Origin of the sequence: Thalassolituus sp. UBA3500 (assembly GCF_002377545.1) — a bacterium.
GTDB lineage: Bacteria > Pseudomonadota > Gammaproteobacteria > Pseudomonadales > Oceanobacteraceae > Thalassolituus.
In genome coordinates this window covers 23882-43376 of record NZ_DFQB01000001.1, presented here as the reverse complement: position 1 = coordinate 43376, position 19495 = coordinate 23882, and the positions used below count along the sequence as shown (strand labels likewise).

Here is a 19495-nt window from a genome sequence, read left to right as displayed (position 1 = left end):
CGCCGTAAATACATCCCTGTAGGCTCAAGTGCGCCGTCCCTGGCGCACATGCCGCTCTTTTCGCCCCTACCATGCAGCCAATGCCTGTAGCGTTATCCTGACAGCCGGAAAGGGGTCAGATCCCCGCCTTCCAGCCGTTTGTCACAGGATAACGACGGTCCCGACCAAAGCCACGGCGAGTCACCCGGACACCGATCGGCGCCTGACGACGCTTGTATTCGTTAACATCCACCAGCCGCACTACCCGCATCACGTCTTCACGATTATGTCCGGCCGTAATGATCTGCTCAGCACTTTCATCATGTTCGATGTAGCGCTCCAGAATGTCATCCAGCACAGGATAAGCAGGGAGACTGTCTTCATCGACCTGATCCGGTGCAAGCTCAGCGGATGGCGGACGATCAATGACGCGCTGCGGAATCACAGGCGAAAGGGAATTCCGGTATTCAGCCAGGGCAAACACCTTGGTTTTGTAGACGTCTTTTAACGCCCCATAGCCACCGGCCATGTCCCCATAGAGCGTCGCATAACCGACGGCCATTTCGCTTTTATTGCCGGTTGTCAGAACCATATATCCCGTCTTGTTCGACAACGCCATTAACAACACGCCACGACAACGGGATTGCAGATTTTCTTCCGTAGTATCGACTTTCAACCCCTCAAAGTCGGGAGCAAGCGCAGACATAAATTCGCGGTACATGGGTTCAATCGAAATGGATTGATACTTAACGCCCATCGCCTCAGCCTGCAACGCGGCATCTTCTTTACTCATGCCCGAGGTGTAAGTAAACGGCATCATAACGGCGCGCACGCGCTCCGGCCCAAGCGCATCAACCGCAATGGCCAGCGTCAGCGCTGAATCGATCCCGCCAGAAAGACCAAGTACGACCCCTGGAAAGCGGTTTTTATTCACATAGTCACGAACACCGACAACCAATGCGTTATAGAGACTGGCAAGACCGTCTTCCCTCGCCGCCCGCGATTCAGACTCTGCGCGTAACTCACCTTGCTCGAACATCACATACGCCTGATCTTCCCGCCAGGACGCCATCTGCAATACACAATCAGAGTCGGCATTTACCGCAAACGAGCTACCATCAAATACCAGTTCGTCCTGCCCGCCTGACTGGTTCACGTAAAGGATGGGGAGTTTATGCTGCGACGTGTGTTTTTTGATGAGGTCGATACGTTCCTGCTGCTTGCCACTATGAAATGGTGAAGCATTCAGATTCAGGATCAACTCGGCACCGGCCTCCGCTGCCATCGCCACAGGTGCATCAAACCAGACATCCTCGCACACCGTCAGGCCCAACTTTACGCCATGAAGCTCGACCACTTGCGCGTCTTCGCCCGCTGAAAAGTAGCGTTTTTCATCAAAGACCTGATAGTTCGGCAGCTCCTGCTTGGCATACTCTCCAAGACAAGTACCTTCAAACCATACCCCTGCGCAGTTATAGAGGCGATTATCACGAGTTACTGGATACCCTACCGCCACGGCGATGTCATGACTGATCGCAGCCACTTCTTTGAGTGCTTCTTTCACGCGGAGCTCCAGGCTTGCACGCATAAGCAGGTCTTCTGGCGGATAGCCCGTCAGAGCGAGTTCACTGAATACAATCAACTGCGCACCATCATCTGCCGCTTTCTTTGCAGCTTCTATGATTTTTGCCGTATTGCCGGGGATATCGCCGACGTGAAAGTTACATTGCGCCAACGCAATTTTCAGGCTGGCAGTCAGTGACTTGGACATGGTCTGGGGGTACTCTCTTCAGTAATGCGCGTATTGTCTGGAAATACGCGTCAGGACGCAAACCGGAAGACTAATGAAAGACCAATGAATCATCCAATATCCATCGGACGGGGCAGCCGCCTGCTGTCACTATACAGCTACTATTCGCTGATCCTTTCGCTGTCGATCGTGGTCGTCGATGGCCTGGACTCGATGGACGTGATCGTTGGGAAAGAGGCTCCCCACCTATTCCTTGTACTTTCATCGCTATACGTTCTTGCAGCCGCTGTCTTCGTCGCACTGATAACCCGAACTACCGATTCTCAGGGAGCGACGACTTACCTGTTTCTGGAAACAGCTCTGCTAACAGGCATGATGTTCGCGTCTGGAGGGCTGACAGCCGGATTCTCAAGTCTGCTGCTGATTCCTGTCGTCATGGCCAACTTACTTGCACCGGGCATACTTGGCTACAGTGTTGCGGCCTGGCTGAGTCTTGCTGTGATATACACCGAACACATCGCGCCCGGAGAATTTGGTATCCGGGATACCGCCAATACGGGGGTGTATGGTGGCATCTGCTTTGCTCTCGCATGGTTAACTCAGCTGCTATCCCACCGCATTAATGCAGCGCTTAACCTGGCCCAGGACACTGCCCGTGACGTACAACGTTTACAACGCTTGAGTCAGCAGGCGCTGATGAAGCTACCGGATGGCATCATTGCCTGTACTAGAGACAAGCGTGTTCTATTTATCAATGATACAGCGACGGCATGGTTCCAGTTAGAACCGGGGGCAGCAGTTCCCGAATGGCTAGTGGAATCGACCACTGAGCAGCCGCTCCCCGGCCAGCTAAAAGGCTTAACCGTCACGCGCCTTGAAGCAGGCGGGTCAGAGGATGATTTTCTATTACTGATTGAAGACGAAGCTCGTATTTCAGCAGAGATCCAGCAAGCCAAGCTAGCCTCCCTCGGGCGCCTCACTGCCAGCATCGCTCATGAAATCCGCAATCCATTGTCAGCGCTCAATCAGGCCTCGCAACTTCTGGATGAATCTGAACATCTGCCTGACGAAGATAAAAAACTAACCAGTATTATTGAACACAACAGTCAGCGGATTAACCGCATCATTGGTGACATATTGCAGCTTTCCCGAGGCAAACGCTCACATGCGGCCCCTCTGAAGATACATCAGTACCTGAATAATTTTGCCCAGAACTTTGATCAGGCCAGCGGTGAAAGTTTCCTTAAACTTATCTACGACTCAGACAGCGAGCTGACAGTACTGTTTGATCCCGACCATCTCAATCAGGTTCTGACGAATCTGTGCCAGAATGGATTGAGGCATGCACGAAAAGCGCGGGAAGACGCAGCTGAAGTCTCTTTGAAAATATTGCCCGAATCAGACAGCACGGTGTCGATTGAAATAACAGATAATGGCTTCGGTATTGCCGAAAACCAGATACAACGACTATTTGAACCCTTCAGCACCACCGAACACGACGGCACAGGCTTAGGTCTCTACTTATGCCGCGAACTGTGTCAGGCTAACCAGGCAACCATTGAGTTTATTGGGAATCATCCTGGAGCCCGTTTTCTCGTTACTATGAAGCGGACATAAAACTGAGGCCTATGTCACACCAGCGTTAAACCAACTCATGAATAATACAAGGCTACGATGACTGACAGGAAACCCACAGCGATGTTGCCCGACTTATGCGCACTGATCGTCGATGACGAGCAGGACATCCGCGCACTGATAGGCATGGCCCTGGAACGCATAGACATTACATGCGAACAGGCCGCCAATGTTACCGAAGCCATAGCATTGCTTGAATCGAGAAGTTTCCATTTCTGCATCACAGACATGAAATTACCCGACGGTGATGGTGTTCAGTTAATTCACCACTGCAATCGCAACTATCCAGACATGCCAGTCGCCATGATCACCGCATTCGGTAATATGGAGGTCGGGGTTAACGCTCTAAAAGCCGGAGCATTCGATGTAGTTGCCAAGCCGCTGGATATTCAGCAGCTGCGCAACCTGGCTACGGCAGCCCTGCGATTGTCGAAGGTGACAGGAACACTCCCTGAACAATGCACCAACCTTATCATCGGCGACTCCAGCCCGATGCAGGAGCTGCGTACAACGCTGCGCAAGGTCGGGCGTACTCAGGCACCGGTGTTTATCCAGGGGGAATACGGTACGGGAAAAGAAGGCATTGCCCGCGCCATTCACCTGATGAGCTCCCGGTCATCACACCCCTTTATAACGATAAACTGTGATGCCCTTCAGGATGAAAGTGCCGCCGAAACGCTGTTTGGCTTCAGAGACGATCATGGCATTGTCCATGATGGGCTGATCCAGAATGCTCACCAAGGCACCTTGTTCCTCAATAATATCGAACACCTGAGTATCGAGTTACAGGCTCAACTACTGCAACTACTGACGGACAAAAAAATCCGGGCACTGCATGACACGCAAGAGCAGGATCTGGACATCCGCATTATCAGTGCCAGCAGCGCTGATCTGCCCGCGTTAGCAAATGCAGGTCAGTTCCGTCAGGACCTGCTGTTCCGTATCCGTGTCGTACATCTCAGCGTCCCCCCGCTGCGCACGCACCGCGAAGATATTCCGCAGCTCACCAACCACTTGCTTCAGACCTATGCCAGCCAGTGGGACATGCCCGAAGTGGCCGTGGCCGATGATGCTCTACAGGCGATTTGCGAATACGACTTTCCCGGTAACACACGTGAACTCGATGCCATTCTGCAACGCGCCTTCACGCTTATGGAAGGCGAAGAGATTCAACTGAGTGACCTCAGCTTCGAGCCTGAAACACCGCAAGGTGGCTACCACTCAAACAGCGAAGCCGTTGGCGACCTGGAAGGCTATCTTGAGCGATTGGAACGAGAAGCCATTGAAGAGGCCCTCAACGCGACACGCTGGAATAAAACCGCCGCTGCGGAGCGTCTTGGTATCAGTTTCCGTGCTCTCCGCTACCGGCTAAAGAAACTCGCCATCGATTAGTAATCTACCAAAAGGCGATTAGACGGCTACTGTCACACCGCCCTACACATCCTGAAACGACTTATAAAAATACGAAAACCGCCTGAGTGCACTAACCCATTCAGCTGATATGGTAATCGGTTACATATCGGGCAATTGGGGTTTCAAGGATGAACACCAGAACGAAGATCCAAGCGTATACGGACAAGGGCTTCACCTTACTTGAGCTGCTGGTTGTGGTGGCGATCATAGTCATTACAACAACACTGATTTCCCCCAAGGTGTCAACGTTACTAACAGACAGTCAGAGCAAGCAAAAAGCAACTGAACTAAAGCAAGCTCTGGTGTTCTCACGAAACTCTGCAATTTCGATGGCGCGTACGGTCGTATTCTGTCCTGTATCAACAAACGGTACTTGCGGAAGAGACTGGAACCAACAGTTAATTGTATTCGTTGATGAGAATGGAGATAAAACACTTAATGGCAACGAACAGATACTAAAAGTGCTTTCACCATCTCTGCAGTCGGAGCACCGAGCATACAACAATGTCAGAATTTCATTCGGACCTCTTGGCAGATCCAATGTAAACGCAGGGTCACTCAGTTACTGCAAAACTTCTTCCTCGAGAGACCGGGGAACATCACTTATCATCTCCCGCATGGGCAGAGTTCGCGAAGGTAAAGATCAGAACCGTGACGGCCTTCCTGAGTTAGCTAATGGACTTAATATACCCTGTATTAACCGCTCACCTACCTAGAGTCACCTCCCATCAGAATTCAATGGCTAGGCAGAAGCGAACTTGTAAGCTATCAATACGGAATTTTCTATAAGTGAGGGCACTCAATATGAGGTCTCCTAAAGTACGCTCCCAATCGGGCTCTGTGATGTTGCTGAGCCTGGTTCTGTTAACCGTGATCACGTTAACGGCTGTCATTGGTATGCAGCGCTCAACACTTCAGATTAAGATGCTCAACAACATGCAGCACCATCAGGAAGTGTTCAATGCGACCAATGATCACATTGAACTAGGGGTTTCTTTTCTTCAGCGAGACGAAAATATTGGCGTCGCACGGAGCACTCTCGGGCCTCTGATCCAGTCCAATGACACCAGTCTATTACTGACCAACATCAATTTGGGCCCAGGCTGGGATGATCCAACTGGCTATTCTGAACACGTAACCGTTGTTGATACATTACAGCTTAGCGATATCTCCGACCCAGCCTTGGCATCGTCACAGTATCTAAAGGGAAACCCCGGAGCCTCAACAGGAACCACACAGAAGTTCTATTTTAACTTCACATCCAGCGGAAGCGATGCCTCCGGACGAATCACTTCTACCCAAGAAATTGTCTTCAATCTTGAAGGGCCTGCAATATGAATCTATTTACCGAACGTCTCAATATAAGAAAGTTGTGTAAATGGGCTATTACTTCAGTGATTGCAGCAAGCCCTCTTACAGCACCTGCTGACGATACCGAAATTTACCGCGCAAGTGGTTCCTCCGGCGTTCAGCCAAACGTAGTGTTCATCTTCGATACCTCTGGAAGTATGGGAGATCCTGCGGGCGACGGGTCAACGAAGACCCGGATGCAGGTTGCTAAGGACGCCGCAATCAGCATCATCGGCGACACAGAAATTAACAACATCAATTTCGGACTTGCCCGTTTCGATGTCGTACAAAACTACGCGTATCCCGTCGAGGGCATTCCTTACTCACTTGACAGCCAACTGTACAGCCAAGGAGTGCCTAACGAGCGTGACGGCGGTGGCTATATTGAAGTTCCTGCGAAAGATATCAGCGATGATGCCCATAGAAGCCGACTAATTACCGCCATCAATGAGCTACCGACGAATGCCTGGACTCCCCTCGTTGAAACCTACGATGAGACGATCCGATATTTCAAAGGCGAAGATGTCAGATACGGTAAAAAATACGGAGCTGTACAGTGCTCAGATCCAGGGTATGTAACCGTTACGGTCCCTCCACGCGAGGAAGATATCATTGAATGTCAGCGGTGCAGTTTGTGGCCCAAATCACCACAGGACTGCAGGCGCTGGAGACTATTTGGCGGTTGGACCTACGGTACCGTCTCGACTGTGCCTGATTCCTACTGTCAGGGCTTGGGGTTAATCGACCCTCAAACTGACTGGATTGTCACCGGAACCAATACTATCCCAGGTTATGAGTATGAGGAATGGCGAGACGGTGGCTGCGAAGCAGCAAGCTCCCCGCAGTATTTTTATCTCAGCAATAGCGAGTCATACGACGAAAATACCGGTAAGTACAATTCACCCATAACCAATAGTTGCCAGCAAAACCACGTCGTTATCTTTACTGATGGTGCTTCGACACAAGATGGAGCGAGTGATACCAAAATCAGAAGTTTGCTTGCAGAAGTGGATAGCTCCGACCGAGCTGGGCTGACGGGTATATCCACAAGCTGTGCTACATCGGACACTAATCAGGTTTCATCCAATAGCTGTTTGGAAGAGCTTGCTTTGTACAGCTATGAAGTTGATCTATTCAACGACAGTGCCTTGGATGTTGATCCATCCAGCTCAACGGAAGAAGTCCAGCGAATTACCACTCATACAATCGGTGCATTCATGGGCTCGAACGATACCGTCGCAGGCCAACTTGAAAGAGCAGCTGAGTATTCAGACGGCCTATATCGCCTCGCGAATAATTCAGCTGAAATTAAACAGACTCTGAGGGACTTGTTTAACCGTTTCGAAAACGAGGCAACGATAGGAACATCCTCACCCGCAGTTGCCGTTAACGCCCTAAACCGCCTTGAAAGCTCAGAAGAGCTTTACTACACAGTATTTGAGCCCAAAGCGACAAAAGGTTGGTCAGGAAATCTTAAACGGTACAAATTAGGCAGCTCTGGTAAAGTACTTGACGCTGATAATCAAGATGCTGTTGACGAAGAAACCGGCTACTTCGCTGAGGGTGCGACCAGCATCTGGACCAAGGAAGAAGAGGCTCCTGATGGAAAAACCGTCGGTAAGGGAGGTGCGTCTAGCCACTTTACACTTGAAAGGAACGTCGTAACTTACGCTGGTGGGGCAGATGGCCTGATTGATGACCCTCTCATTGAAAAATCAGCGTTAGGCTACGTAGTGCCGAGTTATATCCTTGAAGATTTATTCTCCGGAACGCTCGCCGATCTGGAATTGATTAATATGCTTAAATGGGCATCGGGTATAAAAACAGATGAAGATGGGAATGAAACTCCAAGACAGGAAATTGAAGACCCACTACACAGTGAACCTCTGCTTCTGAACTACGGTACCGCACAGTCATACGAAAGCGTGATTTATTTCGGAACCAACTCTGGCTATCTGCACGCAATGACAACGGACATTAATGGCCCTGAAGAATTGTTTGCCTACGTTCCTTACGAATTACTCCCTAATATCGAAGTGTATTATCGCGAAGGTGCTGAATACGGAAAGCATTATGGTCTGGATGGACCAATAACTGCTTTCATACACAACGATACTGAGCTTAATGCTGGAAAAACATCATCAAAGAGCCTCATAAGCGCAAATGACAAGGCGTATATGTACGCAGGGATGCGCAGAGGTGGTGAGGTCTACTATGCGCTCGACGTAACAGACCCTAAACAGCCTAAGTATCTCTGGCAAATCACGTCTGACGACACCGGCTTCGAAAGACTTGGCCAGACATGGTCAGCAATGAAACCTATCTATGTGTCTCCAGAAGCGATAGGAATTGATGTAGAACCGCAAGATTCAAAACCTATACCGGTTCTTGTGTTCGGGGGTGGTTATGACCCAGTCGAAGATGATACATCGGGTGGTACTCGCATCAGCCATTCGAGAGGCAACGCTATCTATATGGTCAATGCTTTGACTGGTGAGTTGCTATGGACCGCCTCTCCAGATAGCTCTGCGGACCTTACCGTCAACGGCATGACAAACAGTATCGTGAGCGATATCACTGCTGTTGATAATGACGGAAACGGAACGAGTGATATTCTCTATGCTGCGGATACCGGTGGACGTATCTGGCGAATCGATTTGTTCAGCAACAATAACCCAATGGCAACCGAAGTTGCGGACCTCAATGACGGATCAGTTGCGAATAACACCCGTTTCTTTACATCACCTGTCGTTGCTTACAATGATGATCTGGACAGCTATGTGATTGCCATAGGTTCCGGCTACCGCGCTCATCCGCTTGTCACCGATAACAAAGACCGGTTTTTTGTGATTATCGACGATAAAACAACAACAAACAGAACCGATCTCAAGCAACAGCTTAATACTTATCGAACCATCGAACTTGACGACCTCGCGGATTCTGGCAGTTTGGCTGTTGCAGCAGACTCTGACCTGCTCAATGGCTTCTATCTGGATCTTGAGACAACGGGAGAAAAGGCTCTGACGGATGCCATCATCGCTGATAATGTCGTTTATTTCGGCACATACAGCCCAGTCGTCACCTCTGCATCTTCAGGGCTGGAATCATGCTCGGCTGCCACAGGCGCAACAAATCTCTACAGTGTCGATTTCTCTGCTTACAACCCCGGTGATAACAGCCCTGTAGTTGTAATAGAGCAAACTGAGCTGAAACAGACAGGCATACCAGCCGAGCCTAAGATCGTCTTCCCTCCATCTAAGTCCGGGTCTGATCCTGATCCGGACCCAGACGGAGATGGAGACATTCCATGTGAAGCGGCCTTAGCAATTCTTATTGGTAGTGAATCCGTAGCGTTGGACTCATGTACGACGGTCTCCCGGAACTATTGGAGAGAACTCTGATAATGCGGCACTTCCGATACAAGCAGTACGGCTTCACATTATTCGAGCTTCTTGTAGTTATGGCGATCATAGGAATCACAGCGACCATTGTGGTTCCTGTGTTGCAGCCCATAAGTGCGAATAACGAAACGACTCGACTGACTGAGGAGCTCCGCCTTGATTTGATGTATGCCCGGAATACCGCCATTTCTCAGGGAGAGACCATTAGTATTGAGCCTCAGGCCGATGCAGATGCGAATCCTGACTGGAACTTGGGATGGAGAATTTTCAGTGCTACGGAAGATTTAAGGATCAAAGAAGGAGTCGCAGACGCAGGTGTGATCACCAGCAACGATTTCAGTATCGCAACACCGATCGTTTTCGACTCGAGAGGCCGGGCCTCCCCTACCGGGGACATCAACATCAATGTGCCCGGATGTACTGGAGACAATCGGATTACGATTACCCTGAATTTAGTTGGTCAAGTCATTGTCACGGAGGCTGCATGTCCATGAGAAATCAGTCTGGCTTTTCAATGCTTGAAGTGTTGATCACTCTGGGCATAAGTATCATCGGTCTGGTCGGGTTAGCCTCACTGCAGTTACAGACCACACGGGCAGTAAGTGACACCGCCAACCGGTCTCACGCGATATGGATCGCTGAAGATCTAGCGAATCGTATACGTGCAAACCGTATCAACATGGCAAACTACGATACAGGGGGAAACCCGATCAACTGTGAAAACTTTGTTGCTCAAAAAGTTTGCAGCAGTTACCACAACGGTGAGGATGTCGTTAACGCAGCAGCAGACTGCACAGGTGCTGAAGTTGCAATATTCGATCTTTGGGAACTGGCCTGTGGAACGTCACCAGATGTAGTCAACAGTAACACCAGAACCAGTGGTGCCGACTATCTCCCCAACTCCCAGCTCACAGTTTCTGTCGTTAACTCCAGAGTAGACATTACTATCCGCTGGGATGGCAGGACTTCCGGAGCAGATGCGGATGGCAACGCTGTTTATGCCGATACAGGTAATATTGCAACCGGACAGTCAACACTGAATATGGTTTACAACTTATGAACAGGATTTCGAGAGGCCTGAAACTTCAATCTGGCCTGACGCTGATCGAATTAATGATTGCTGGTTTGCTCAGCGTGATCATCGCCTATTTCGTAGGCAACGTGGTAATTAGCAGTAACTCTTCCGCCGCGACTAACAGCGGTAGCAGTGAAGCTCAGGAATCAGCACGATTCATTAGTTCATGGCTGCAGGAAGAAATTCGGAGAGCCGGTTATTCACCTTCAGTAGATGCCACTACCGTGCCCTCCTTTGCCGCCATATGTGCAGACCCAGCGATTGTACCTCCAGCGGCTAATGCAGATTGTAGCTATGACTCAACCATGGGTGTTGCGATCAACGATAGAATCGCTATCCAATGGGTATTCGATCCGGATACTTCTGCAGCGCGTGACTTACTCACGTGCACAGGCGCAGCTCATGGACTGGCAAATCAAACTTCTGTTGTCGATGTTTACTGGATAGAAAGTGGCAACGATAACAATGGCTATGATAATGAACTACGCTGCGTGACCTATAATGAAGATACAGGATTAGCCATTGGCAACGCCCAGGCAATTGCAACTGGTATCATCGGCTTACAAGTGCTCTATGGTGAGTCAGATGGGCCAAGCGCTGTCGCGGGAAGCGAAGAGCTTAAAAATGTAACACGATACGTGAACGCCACAGCTGTGACGGACTGGAATAACGTACTATCGACAAGGTTTAGCATTTTAACCCGCTCATTTAGCGATACGCCAAATAACCCGGACAGAAGAAGCTTTATTCTTCTCGACGGAGAACCCTATACTTTTGACGACCAGATCGCTCGCTATCCTCTAACAATAACTGTCGATCTGCCGAATAAAGGTTGGAGATAACAATGAAAGGCCAGTCAGCATTCACTCTTATCGAATTACTCATCACCATCGCTATCGTTGGAATACTCGCATCAGTAGCCATCCCAACGTATCAAGAGAGCCAAAGAAATAGTTTTAAAACTGAAGCTATAGAATCCTTGCAGCTTGTGATGCAGGCCCAGGAACGTTTTTATGGTGACAATGGAACTTATACTGAAGATTTATCAGACCTCGGATTTGCTGGGGTGACAGTCACAACGGACAGCGGGCGTTACCAGATAGGTGCTGATGGCTGTGCTAATGATATTCCTCTGACACAGTGCGTACAGGTAGGAGCAGTCGCCCAGGGAACACAAGCTCCGTCTGGAGATATCATGACAAACAGCCGTGGTCAGCAGTGGCGACTTGTACCGGATTCCGGCGGAACGAAACAACGTGTAGACCACTGGTAAACTCGATAACCAGACATTAAAAAACCCGGCATTCGCCGGGTTTTTTATTACCTGTAAGATAACAGCTTAGACTTCCGTCATCCGTAACTCTTTCGGCAACGAGAAAACCACGTTTTCTTCTCTGCCCTGCAATTCCTCAGGCTCTTCACCACCGAGTGATACCAGCTTAGCAACCACTTCTTTCACCAGTACATCCGGCGCTGACGCACCTGCAGTAATGCCAACGGCTTTAACGCCCTCGAGCCATTCAGCCTGAATTTCGGAGGCATTGTCGATGAGGAACGCTTTTGCCCCCATACGCTCACCGAGCTCACGGAGACGGTTGGAGTTACTGCTGTTGGGCGAACCCACTACCAGCATCAGGTCACAATCAGACGCGAGGATTTTAACGGCGTCCTGGCGGTTCTGTGTGGCGTAACAAATGTCGTCTTTTCGAGGCCCGGTAATCTCAGGAAACTTTGCACGCAGTGCATCAATAACCCGGGCAGTATCATCCATCGATAATGTTGTCTGAGTTACGTATGAGAGAGCAGAAGGATCTTTGACCTCGAGAGCCTCAACGTCCTCTTCGTCTTCAACAAGGTAGATATTTCCGCCTTTGCTGAAGTCGTACTGCCCCATGGTACCTTCGACTTCCGGGTGCCCTTTATGGCCGATAAGAATGCACTCTCGGCCGAGAGCGCTGTAGCGGGTCACCTCAAGGTGAACCTTAGTCACTAGCGGGCAGGTCGCATCAAATACTTTAAGACCTCGGTCGGCTGCATTTTTACGCACAGCCTGAGACACTCCATGAGCTGAAAAAATAACGATATTATCGTCTGGCACTTCATCTAGCTCGTCGACGAAGATAGCACCTCGATCACGCAGGTCATTCACTACAAACTTATTGTGGACGACTTCGTGACGAACATAGATAGGCGGTTCAAACAGTTCCAGTGCGCGATTAACGATATCGATCGCCCGATCAACACCAGCGCAGAAACCGCGTGGATTAGCGAGCTTAATCTGCATCCTTCACCTCGAGAATCTGAACTTCAAAATGGAGCTCTTTTCCTGCCAGCGGATGATTGAAATCAACGGCAACGTAGTCACCTTCAATAGAGCTGATTACGCCAGGAAGCTCAGCCCCCTGAGCATCTGCGAATGACACCATCAAACCTGGCGCCACCGGCATATCCACCGGAAAATCGGAGCGTTTCATATCCTGAAGATTCTGCGGGTTTGGTTGCCCGAATGCTTTTTCGGGCGGCACGGTAAAAGTCTTGTGATCACCCGTGGTTAAACCGATCAGACATTCTTCAAAGCCTTCGGGTAAGTTTCCATCGCCGACCGAGAATTCAGCCGCGTCATTTTCGAAGGTGGAGTCCACTTCCTGCCCATCTGCCAGACGCAAGGCAAAATGCAGTTTTACCCGACTTCCGTCAGCAATAATTCCGAGAGACATATTCACACCTTTTAATGGGCCACACACTATGAAGGTGCAGCGTTAGTACGCAGATGTCAGGCTTTCGCCCGCTCTTCTTTAATTTCCCGAACCACATCAAGCGCCATCATAATCGCGCCTAATGTAATCGCGGAGTCAGCAATATTGAACGCTGGGAAATAACTGTTGTTCCAGTGAAACGAAATGAAATCGACGACATGCCCATACAATACCCGGTCAATCAGATTGCCCACGGCACCGCCGAGTATCAGCGTCAGCGCAATAGGCAACCAGACACTTCCTCGCGGAAGTCTGGCCAGCCACACCAGCAACATAACTGAGACGCCCGCAGAGATAATCGTAAAGAACCAGCGCTGCCACCCCGCCTGATCCGCCAGGAAACTAAAAGCCGCACCTGGGTTATAGAGCAAGGTAAAGTCCAGAACAGGCAGGATGTACACCGGCTGGGCGTAGGTCAGCATGTTCTCCGCAGCCACTTTGCTCACCTGATCCAGCACCACGGCCAGCACGGCTAACCACAACCAGATCAGCGGCGAGCGTCCGCTGTCCGCTACAGCACTTGAATCATTCATCAGGCGTAATGACGGACTTCACCGTCACCCTCAACGTTCTCGACACAACGGCCGCACAAGGTTGGATGACGATCGTCGCTACCCACCGTCTCACTGTGATGCCAGCAACGTTCACACTTCTCGGCATCGGATGCCATAACAGCAACGCGAAGACCATCAAGGTCAGTCGCTTCACCACCCTCTTCGCTCAGAGGTTTTACAACGGCACCCGAGGTAATCAGTACAAAGCGTAATTCGTCACCCAAGCGATCCAGTTTGGCTTTCAGCTCGTCAGCAGCAAACAATACGACTTCAGCACTCAGAGATGCACCAATGCGTTTTTCACTGCGTGCTTTTTCCAACGCGCCGTTGACCGCTTCTTTGGCTTCCATGACGGAGCGCCAGTAAGCATCATTAAACTCGGACGCGGCAATCTGCGGAAAGTCGGTGTACCACTCTGAAAGCTGAGCTGACTCTTCGCGCTCACCGCTCACTGGCGCAGGTAATGCGCTCCAGATTTCTTCAGCGGTGAAAGACAGCACAGGCGCAATCCAGCGAGCCATTGCCTCAGCGACATGATAAAGCGCCGTCTGCGCACTGCGACGTGGCAGGCTATCAGCTTTACAGGTGTATTGGCGGTCTTTAATTACATCAAGGTAGAAGGCACCCAACTCAGACACACAGAAATTCATCAGCGTCTTAGTCAGCGTTTTCAAATCGTAGTTGTGGTAAAGCGCAATTACTTTTTCCTGGAGTCGCTCGGTGTAACTGACCATCCAGGCATCGAGTGGCAACAGTTGCTCCGCTGGCACCATATCGGTCGCTGGCGTAAAGCCATTGATGTTCGCAAGCAGGAAACGGCAGGTATTACGTACACGGCGATAAGAATCGGCGTTACGTTTCAGAATTTCATCAGAAACCGTCATCTCACCTGAATAGTCAGTATCGGCTACCCACCAGCGCAGAATGTCACCACCCAGCTTGTTCATGACTTCCTGAGGCTCAACCGTGTTACCGATCGACTTGGACATCTTGCGGCCCTGACCATCAACGGTGAAGCCGTGAGTCAGTGCTGTTTTGTAGGGTGCCTTGCCATAGGCTGCGACGCTGGTCAGCAGTGATGACTGGAACCAACCACGGTGCTGGTCAGAACCCTCCAGGTACAGGTCTGCTGGCATTTCCAGCTCGTCACGCGCCATGCAGACGGCCGTGTGAGTCACGCCAGAATCGAACCAGACATCCAGTGTATCTACGACTTTATCGTACTGAGCCGCTTCATCACCCAGCAGTTCTGCCGGATCAAGATCAAACCAGGCATCAATGCCTGCACCTTCGACGCGCTCTGCAACCTGAGCAATTAATTCAGGCGTACGTGGATGCAGTTCGGCGGTTTCTTTGTGAACGAAAAGCGCGATCGGTACACCCCACGTCCGCTGACGCGAGATACACCAGTCAGGACGATCGTTCATCATGCCTTCGATACGCGCCTTACCCCAGGACGGACGCCACTCGACGGTATTCTCAACTTCATTCATCGCCTGATCGAGCAGGCCTGCCTGATTCATGCTGATAAACCACTGCGGCGTCGCACGGAAAATAATCGGCGTTTTATGGCGCCAGCAGTGCGGGTAGCTGTGGGTGATGTTGGCTTTTTTCACCAGTGCACCGCGCTCATTCAGAATGCCCAGTACAGGGAAGTTACCTTTATCCGCTGTACTTAATCCCGTCAGCTCAAGCGCTTCCAGGGCAGGGTTGGCAATAAAGTTACCCTGCGAATCAACCAGCATTTCGTCGGATTTAACGCCGTAAACGTTCGAGACAACGTAGTCATCCACACCGTGCATAGGCGCGGTATGAACAGCCCCGGTACCCGAATCGGCCGTGACGTGTTCGCCGGTGATCACAGGCACGAATTTATCGCCGCCTTCTTTACCCGGCATAAACGGATGCTTGACCTTAAACGGCGCTTCATTCTGGTCTGGCGTCTGACCAAACGCTTTACCTTTTGCAGTGCCCAGAACTTCATAACCATCTGCATCCAGCCCATAACGCTGAGCCGCGTCATCTACGAGGTCTGTAGCCAGCAGAAGAACTTCGTCCGCTTCTTTCAGCAGGACCAGTGAGTATTCAAGTTCAGGGTGAACAGATACCGCTTCGTTAGCAGGCAAGGTCCATGGCGTCGTGGTCCAGATCACGATACTGACTGGCTTATCGACGTCGACGTTAAATACACCAGCAATTGCCTGGGTATCCGGGAAGGTGAACTTCACGTCAATCGCGACGGATTTCTTGTCCTGATATTCAACCTCTGCTTCCGCAAGCGCAGAGCCACAGTCAGAACACCAGTTAACCGGCTTGAAGCCTTTGTGCAGGTGTCCGGCATCAATGATCTTGCCAAGGGTGCGGATGATGTCGGCTTCAAATTTGAAGTCCATGGTCAGGTACGGGTTTTCCCAGTCACCCAGAACCATCAGGCGTTTGAAATCGTTGCGCTGACCATCCACCTGCTCAGCCGCGTATTCACGACAATGCTGGCGGAACTCGCTGGCGCTGACCTTCTCACCGACTTTGCCAACCTTAGCTTCAACCTTCAGTTCGATCGGCAGACCATGGCAGTCCCAGCCCGGAATATACGGCGCATCTTTACCGCTCAGCGTCTGGGACTTGATGATGACGTCTTTCAGAATCTTGTTAACTGCGTGACCGATGTGAATATTGCCGTTCGCGTACGGAGGGCCATCATGCAGAATAAATTTATCCCGTCCTGCGCGTGCTTCACGGATTTTGCGGTACAGACCAATTTCTTCCCAGCGCGCCAGCATTTCAGGCTCACGCTTTGCCAGATTTCCACGCATTGGAAATTCTGTATCCGGCAGGTTCAATGTCGGTTTGTATTGGCTTTCCACTTTATCGTTCATAAATTCACTGATTGCGTCAGGGGCCTGCTGCGTTAATGCGCGGCCTGTTATCGGTCAAATCGGAAAGAATCCGGTCGCGAAGCAAAATATGCCCGCGCCGCTTTCTTATCAGAGTCTATTGCAGACTTGAGCGCATCAAGTCCATCGAATTTCATTTCATCACGAATCTTTTGCATAAAAGAGACGGTCAGGTGTTTACCGTACAGGTTTCCACTGAAACCAAACACGTGGACTTCCAATGATGGCTCAGGTTCACCACTGATCGTCGGCTTAACACCCAGATTAGCCACGCCGATGTATTCCTCGCGGCTTTCCTGCTCAATCAGGTGCACTGCGTACACACCGGTCATCGGCAGTCGGCTACGTTTAATCAGCACATTAGCTGTCGGTGTATCCAGCGTCCGCCCCAGTTGGCGACCATAGGCTACACGGCCTGACATCTGATATGGACGCCCCAACAGCTCCGCAGCCATCGGTAAATTGTCACGGGCCAACTCTTTGCGAACGCGGGTGCTGCTTACCCGATCACCCGCAATTTCATGCGTTGGGGTATCGTCAACACTGAACCCTGACACCTTACCAGCGGTCTCCAGTGCGGCATAATCACCACTGCGATCGCAACCGAACCGGAAGTCATCGCCGACAATCAGGTGCTTCACCTGAATGCCGTCGATCAGAATACTCTGGATAAACTGAGCAGCAGACATACTTCGCAGTGATTCGTTGAATGGCAGGCACAGAAGATAGTCAATGCCAGCGTCGCGTAGATCCTGAAACTTATCGCGAAACCCTGCCAGACGCGGTGGCGCCAGATCAGGCGCAAAGAACTCTTTAGGCTGAGGCTCAAACATCATCACCAGAGTAGGCTTACCGTCCTCTGCTGATACCTTTTGCAGTGATTCCAGGATGCGGCGATGGCCAAGATGAAGGCCATCAAAATTCCCGATGGTCGCGACGCAACCATCGAAATCGACGGGCAAACTGGCATTCAGATTGTGCAGGCCACGAATCAGGCGCATCACAGGTACCGCTGCAAAATTAAAAGCACGGATTATAGCGGTTTAACACTGATCAGAACAGCTCGCCGCGGAGATGACGCAGACGCAACCCTGCCGCTGTCATTACGGCGAAATACACCACCACACCGGCCCCAACCAGCACAGACAGCCAACTTATTCGTTGCATCGTTTCCCAGGTTAACCAGTCTCCCGGAGCCCCCATCAACCATACAGACACGGCGGCCAGAGCCGAGTTAGCCAGCAAAAGGATCAGCATGAACTTCAACCAACCAGACTGAGGCTGATATACCCCACTTTTACGCAGTCCGCGGTAAAGCATGAAGACGTTGTAATAAGCTGCCAGAGAGGTCGCTAAAGCGAGACCGGCGTGCTGCAGTGGGTACACAAGTGCCAGATTCAACACCATATTCACGACCATAGCCTGAATACCAATTTTCACTGGTGTTTTCGTATCCTGACGGGCGTAATAGCCCGGCGCCAGAACCTTAATCATCATAAAGGCGAGCAGCCCAACGGCGTAGGCCTGCAAACTCAGAGTCATCTTACCGACGTCGTAAGCCGTGACTTCACCGTAGTAGAAAATCGTCGCCATCAAAGGCGTGGCGAGAAGTACCAGAGCCAGCGCAGCGGGCGTCGCAATCATAAAGACCATACGCACAGCCCAGTCGATGGTGCGCGAAAACGCGGCCTTATCATCAGCCGCATGCTTTCCAGAGAGGGCCGGCAGAATCACAACACCGATCGCAATCGCAAAGACGCCAAGCGGCAGGTTATTCAGACGGTCAGAGTAATAAAGCCAGCTGACACTTCCGTCTTCAAGGAAAGACGCTAACAGCGTATCAAGGAGAAGGTTAATCTGACTGACGGACACACCAAACAACGCCGGAACCATCAACTTGCCAATACGGCGCACGCCCTCGTCTTTCGGTTTTACCGATGGCAGAACCAACAGGCGCATACGCGCAATAAAAGGCAGCTGAAACATAAACTGGAATAACCCGGCAAAGAAAACACCCCATGCCAGGGCATAAAGCGGCTCTGCGAAGTAATCCGTAAAGCCCAGTGTCGCGGCGATCAAGGTGACATTAAGAATGACCGGCGTGAAGGCTGGCACAGCAAAGCGCCCGTAAGCGTTAAGCACGCTACTCGCAAACGCCGTCAGCGATATAAAAAACAGATACGGAAAGGTGATACGCAGCAGATCGCCTGTAAGGGCAAACTTTTCGGGGTCACTGCGAAAGCCCGGAGAAAATACCCAGGGCAGATAGTCAGCGCCAAGGACCGCCAAACAGGTCACACCCAACAACGCCATACCCAGCACACCTGACACGCGGGCGACTAATAAGCGCACCTCTGTAAATGCCCGCTGCGTGCGATACTCGCTCAACACAGGCACAAAGGCGACGGAAAATGCGCCTTCTGCAAACAACCGTCGAAAGAAATTCGGAATTTTGAATGCGACAAAAAAAGCATCCGCACGCGCGCCAAAATACTGAGCCACAATAATATCGCGCGCCAGCCCCAGAACCCGACTGAGCAGGGTCATAACACTGACAATGGATGATGAGCGGAGCAGACTGCTGCTTTTCGCCTCGGGGCCGGATTCAGGCGTAGCGGACATAAGCGTTTCCGTGCGGATATGCGGTATTTATACACAAAAAAACCCGCCATTGGCGGGGTTTTTCTT

The 19495-nt window shown here is 50.9% G+C and carries 16 protein-coding genes; 9 read left to right on the top strand and 7 right to left on the bottom strand.

Features of this window, described 5'->3' with window-relative positions; all coding sequences use genetic code 11:
- Positions 1-115: 115 nt before the first annotated feature.
- Positions 116-1750 carry an NAD+ synthase gene (locus B2R29_RS00225; protein WP_301179251.1) on the bottom strand — a complete coding sequence of 545 codons (1635 nt, stop codon included), beginning with the start codon at positions 1748-1750 and terminating at the stop codon, positions 116-118.
- 84 nt (positions 1751-1834) lie between these two features.
- On the opposite strand from B2R29_RS00225, the gene B2R29_RS00220 reads away from it, so the two are divergent.
- The 9 genes from B2R29_RS00220 to B2R29_RS00180 all read left to right on the top strand — a co-directional run bounded on the left by B2R29_RS00220 (position 1835) and on the right by B2R29_RS00180 (position 11876).
- Positions 1835-3346 carry a two-component system sensor histidine kinase NtrB gene (locus B2R29_RS00220; protein WP_301179250.1) on the top strand — a complete coding sequence of 504 codons (1512 nt, stop codon included), beginning with the start codon at positions 1835-1837 and terminating at the stop codon, positions 3344-3346.
- 81 nt (positions 3347-3427) lie between these two features.
- Positions 3428-4756, top strand: coding sequence for a sigma-54-dependent transcriptional regulator (locus B2R29_RS00215; protein ID WP_301179249.1), 1329 nt, complete (start codon positions 3428-3430; stop codon positions 4754-4756).
- A 149-nt stretch (positions 4757-4905) separates the two neighbouring features.
- Positions 4906-5493, top strand: a complete 588-nt coding sequence (locus tag B2R29_RS00210; protein ID WP_301179248.1) for a GspH/FimT family pseudopilin — start codon at positions 4906-4908, stop codon at positions 5491-5493.
- A gap of 88 nt (positions 5494-5581) precedes the next feature.
- Positions 5582-6115 carry a hypothetical protein gene (locus tag B2R29_RS00205; protein ID WP_301179247.1) on the top strand — a complete coding sequence of 178 codons (534 nt, stop codon included), beginning with the start codon at positions 5582-5584 and terminating at the stop codon, positions 6113-6115.
- Positions 6112-9528: a PilC/PilY family type IV pilus protein gene (locus B2R29_RS00200; RefSeq protein ID WP_301179246.1), complete on the top strand. Its 3417-nt coding sequence runs from the start codon at positions 6112-6114 to the stop codon at positions 9526-9528. Before B2R29_RS00205 ends, B2R29_RS00200 begins: the two co-directional genes overlap by 4 nt.
- 2 nt (positions 9529-9530) lie before the next feature.
- Positions 9531-10022: a GspH/FimT family pseudopilin gene (locus B2R29_RS00195; protein WP_301179245.1), complete on the top strand. Its 492-nt coding sequence runs from the start codon at positions 9531-9533 to the stop codon at positions 10020-10022.
- A complete protein-coding gene (gene pilV / locus B2R29_RS00190) occupies positions 10013-10588 on the top strand; it encodes a type IV pilus modification protein PilV (protein ID WP_301179244.1) in 576 nt (191 codons plus the stop codon). Before B2R29_RS00195 ends, pilV begins: the two co-directional genes overlap by 10 nt.
- Positions 10585-11445, top strand: coding sequence for a PilW family protein (locus B2R29_RS00185; RefSeq protein ID WP_301179243.1), 861 nt, complete (start codon positions 10585-10587; stop codon positions 11443-11445). The genes pilV and B2R29_RS00185 overlap by 4 nt, the downstream gene beginning before the upstream one ends.
- A gap of 2 nt (positions 11446-11447) precedes the next feature.
- Positions 11448-11876 carry a type IV pilin protein gene (locus B2R29_RS00180; protein WP_301179242.1) on the top strand — a complete coding sequence of 143 codons (429 nt, stop codon included), beginning with the start codon at positions 11448-11450 and terminating at the stop codon, positions 11874-11876.
- Between the two features lie 66 nt (positions 11877-11942).
- Here B2R29_RS00180 and ispH read toward each other — a convergent pair whose 3' ends face one another.
- Genes ispH through murJ form a run of 6 tightly spaced genes read right to left on the bottom strand, consistent with a single transcriptional unit; the run spans position 11943 to position 19429 of the window.
- On the bottom strand, positions 11943-12887 hold the full coding sequence (ispH, locus tag B2R29_RS00175) for a 4-hydroxy-3-methylbut-2-enyl diphosphate reductase (RefSeq protein WP_068444479.1): 945 nt from the start codon (positions 12885-12887) through the stop codon (positions 11943-11945).
- Positions 12877-13320 (bottom strand): FKBP-type peptidyl-prolyl cis-trans isomerase, encoded by a 444-nt coding sequence (gene fkpB, locus B2R29_RS00170; RefSeq protein WP_273088183.1) that lies wholly within the window; start codon positions 13318-13320, stop codon positions 12877-12879. The genes ispH and fkpB overlap by 11 nt, the downstream gene beginning before the upstream one ends.
- Positions 13321-13376: 56 nt before the next feature.
- On the bottom strand, positions 13377-13892 hold the full coding sequence (gene lspA / locus B2R29_RS00165; protein WP_301179241.1) for a signal peptidase II: 516 nt from the start codon (positions 13890-13892) through the stop codon (positions 13377-13379).
- Complete coding sequence (gene ileS, locus B2R29_RS00160) at positions 13892-16789, bottom strand: isoleucine--tRNA ligase (RefSeq protein WP_301179240.1); 2898 nt, start codon at positions 16787-16789, stop codon at positions 13892-13894. The genes lspA and ileS overlap by 1 nt, the downstream gene beginning before the upstream one ends.
- A 47-nt stretch (positions 16790-16836) precedes the next feature.
- Positions 16837-17808 carry a bifunctional riboflavin kinase/FAD synthetase gene (gene ribF / locus B2R29_RS00155; RefSeq protein WP_068444468.1) on the bottom strand — a complete coding sequence of 324 codons (972 nt, stop codon included), beginning with the start codon at positions 17806-17808 and terminating at the stop codon, positions 16837-16839.
- 52 nt (positions 17809-17860) lie between these two features.
- Positions 17861-19429 (bottom strand): murein biosynthesis integral membrane protein MurJ, encoded by a 1569-nt coding sequence (murJ, locus tag B2R29_RS00150; RefSeq protein WP_301179239.1) that lies wholly within the window; start codon positions 19427-19429, stop codon positions 17861-17863.
- Positions 19430-19495: the final 66 nt, after the last annotated feature.

Coding starts and splice junctions, on each gene's coding strand:
- B2R29_RS00215 (WP_301179249.1), top strand. CDS start 3,428: ATGTTGCCCGACTTATGCGCACTGATCGTCGATGACGAGCAGGACATC.
- B2R29_RS00225 (WP_301179251.1), bottom strand. CDS start 1,750: ATGTCCAAGTCACTGACTGCCAGCCTGAAAATTGCGTTGGCGCAATGT.
- lspA (WP_301179241.1), bottom strand. CDS start 13,892: ATGAATGATTCAAGTGCTGTAGCGGACAGCGGACGCTCGCCGCTGATC.
- B2R29_RS00185 (WP_301179243.1), top strand. CDS start 10,585: ATGAACAGGATTTCGAGAGGCCTGAAACTTCAATCTGGCCTGACGCTG.
- fkpB (WP_273088183.1), bottom strand. CDS start 13,320: ATGTCTCTCGGAATTATTGCTGACGGAAGTCGGGTAAAACTGCATTTT.
- ileS (WP_301179240.1), bottom strand. CDS start 16,789: ATGAACGATAAAGTGGAAAGCCAATACAAACCGACATTGAACCTGCCG.
- B2R29_RS00195 (WP_301179245.1), top strand. CDS start 9,531: ATGCGGCACTTCCGATACAAGCAGTACGGCTTCACATTATTCGAGCTT.
- murJ (WP_301179239.1), bottom strand. CDS start 19,429: ATGTCCGCTACGCCTGAATCCGGCCCCGAGGCGAAAAGCAGCAGTCTG.
- ribF (WP_068444468.1), bottom strand. CDS start 17,808: ATGCGCCTGATTCGTGGCCTGCACAATCTGAATGCCAGTTTGCCCGTC.
- B2R29_RS00210 (WP_301179248.1), top strand. CDS start 4,906: ATGAACACCAGAACGAAGATCCAAGCGTATACGGACAAGGGCTTCACC.
- B2R29_RS00205 (WP_301179247.1), top strand. CDS start 5,582: ATGAGGTCTCCTAAAGTACGCTCCCAATCGGGCTCTGTGATGTTGCTG.
- B2R29_RS00180 (WP_301179242.1), top strand. CDS start 11,448: ATGAAAGGCCAGTCAGCATTCACTCTTATCGAATTACTCATCACCATC.
- B2R29_RS00200 (WP_301179246.1), top strand. CDS start 6,112: ATGAATCTATTTACCGAACGTCTCAATATAAGAAAGTTGTGTAAATGG.
- pilV (WP_301179244.1), top strand. CDS start 10,013: ATGTCCATGAGAAATCAGTCTGGCTTTTCAATGCTTGAAGTGTTGATC.
- ispH (WP_068444479.1), bottom strand. CDS start 12,887: ATGCAGATTAAGCTCGCTAATCCACGCGGTTTCTGCGCTGGTGTTGAT.
- B2R29_RS00220 (WP_301179250.1), top strand. CDS start 1,835: ATGAATCATCCAATATCCATCGGACGGGGCAGCCGCCTGCTGTCACTA.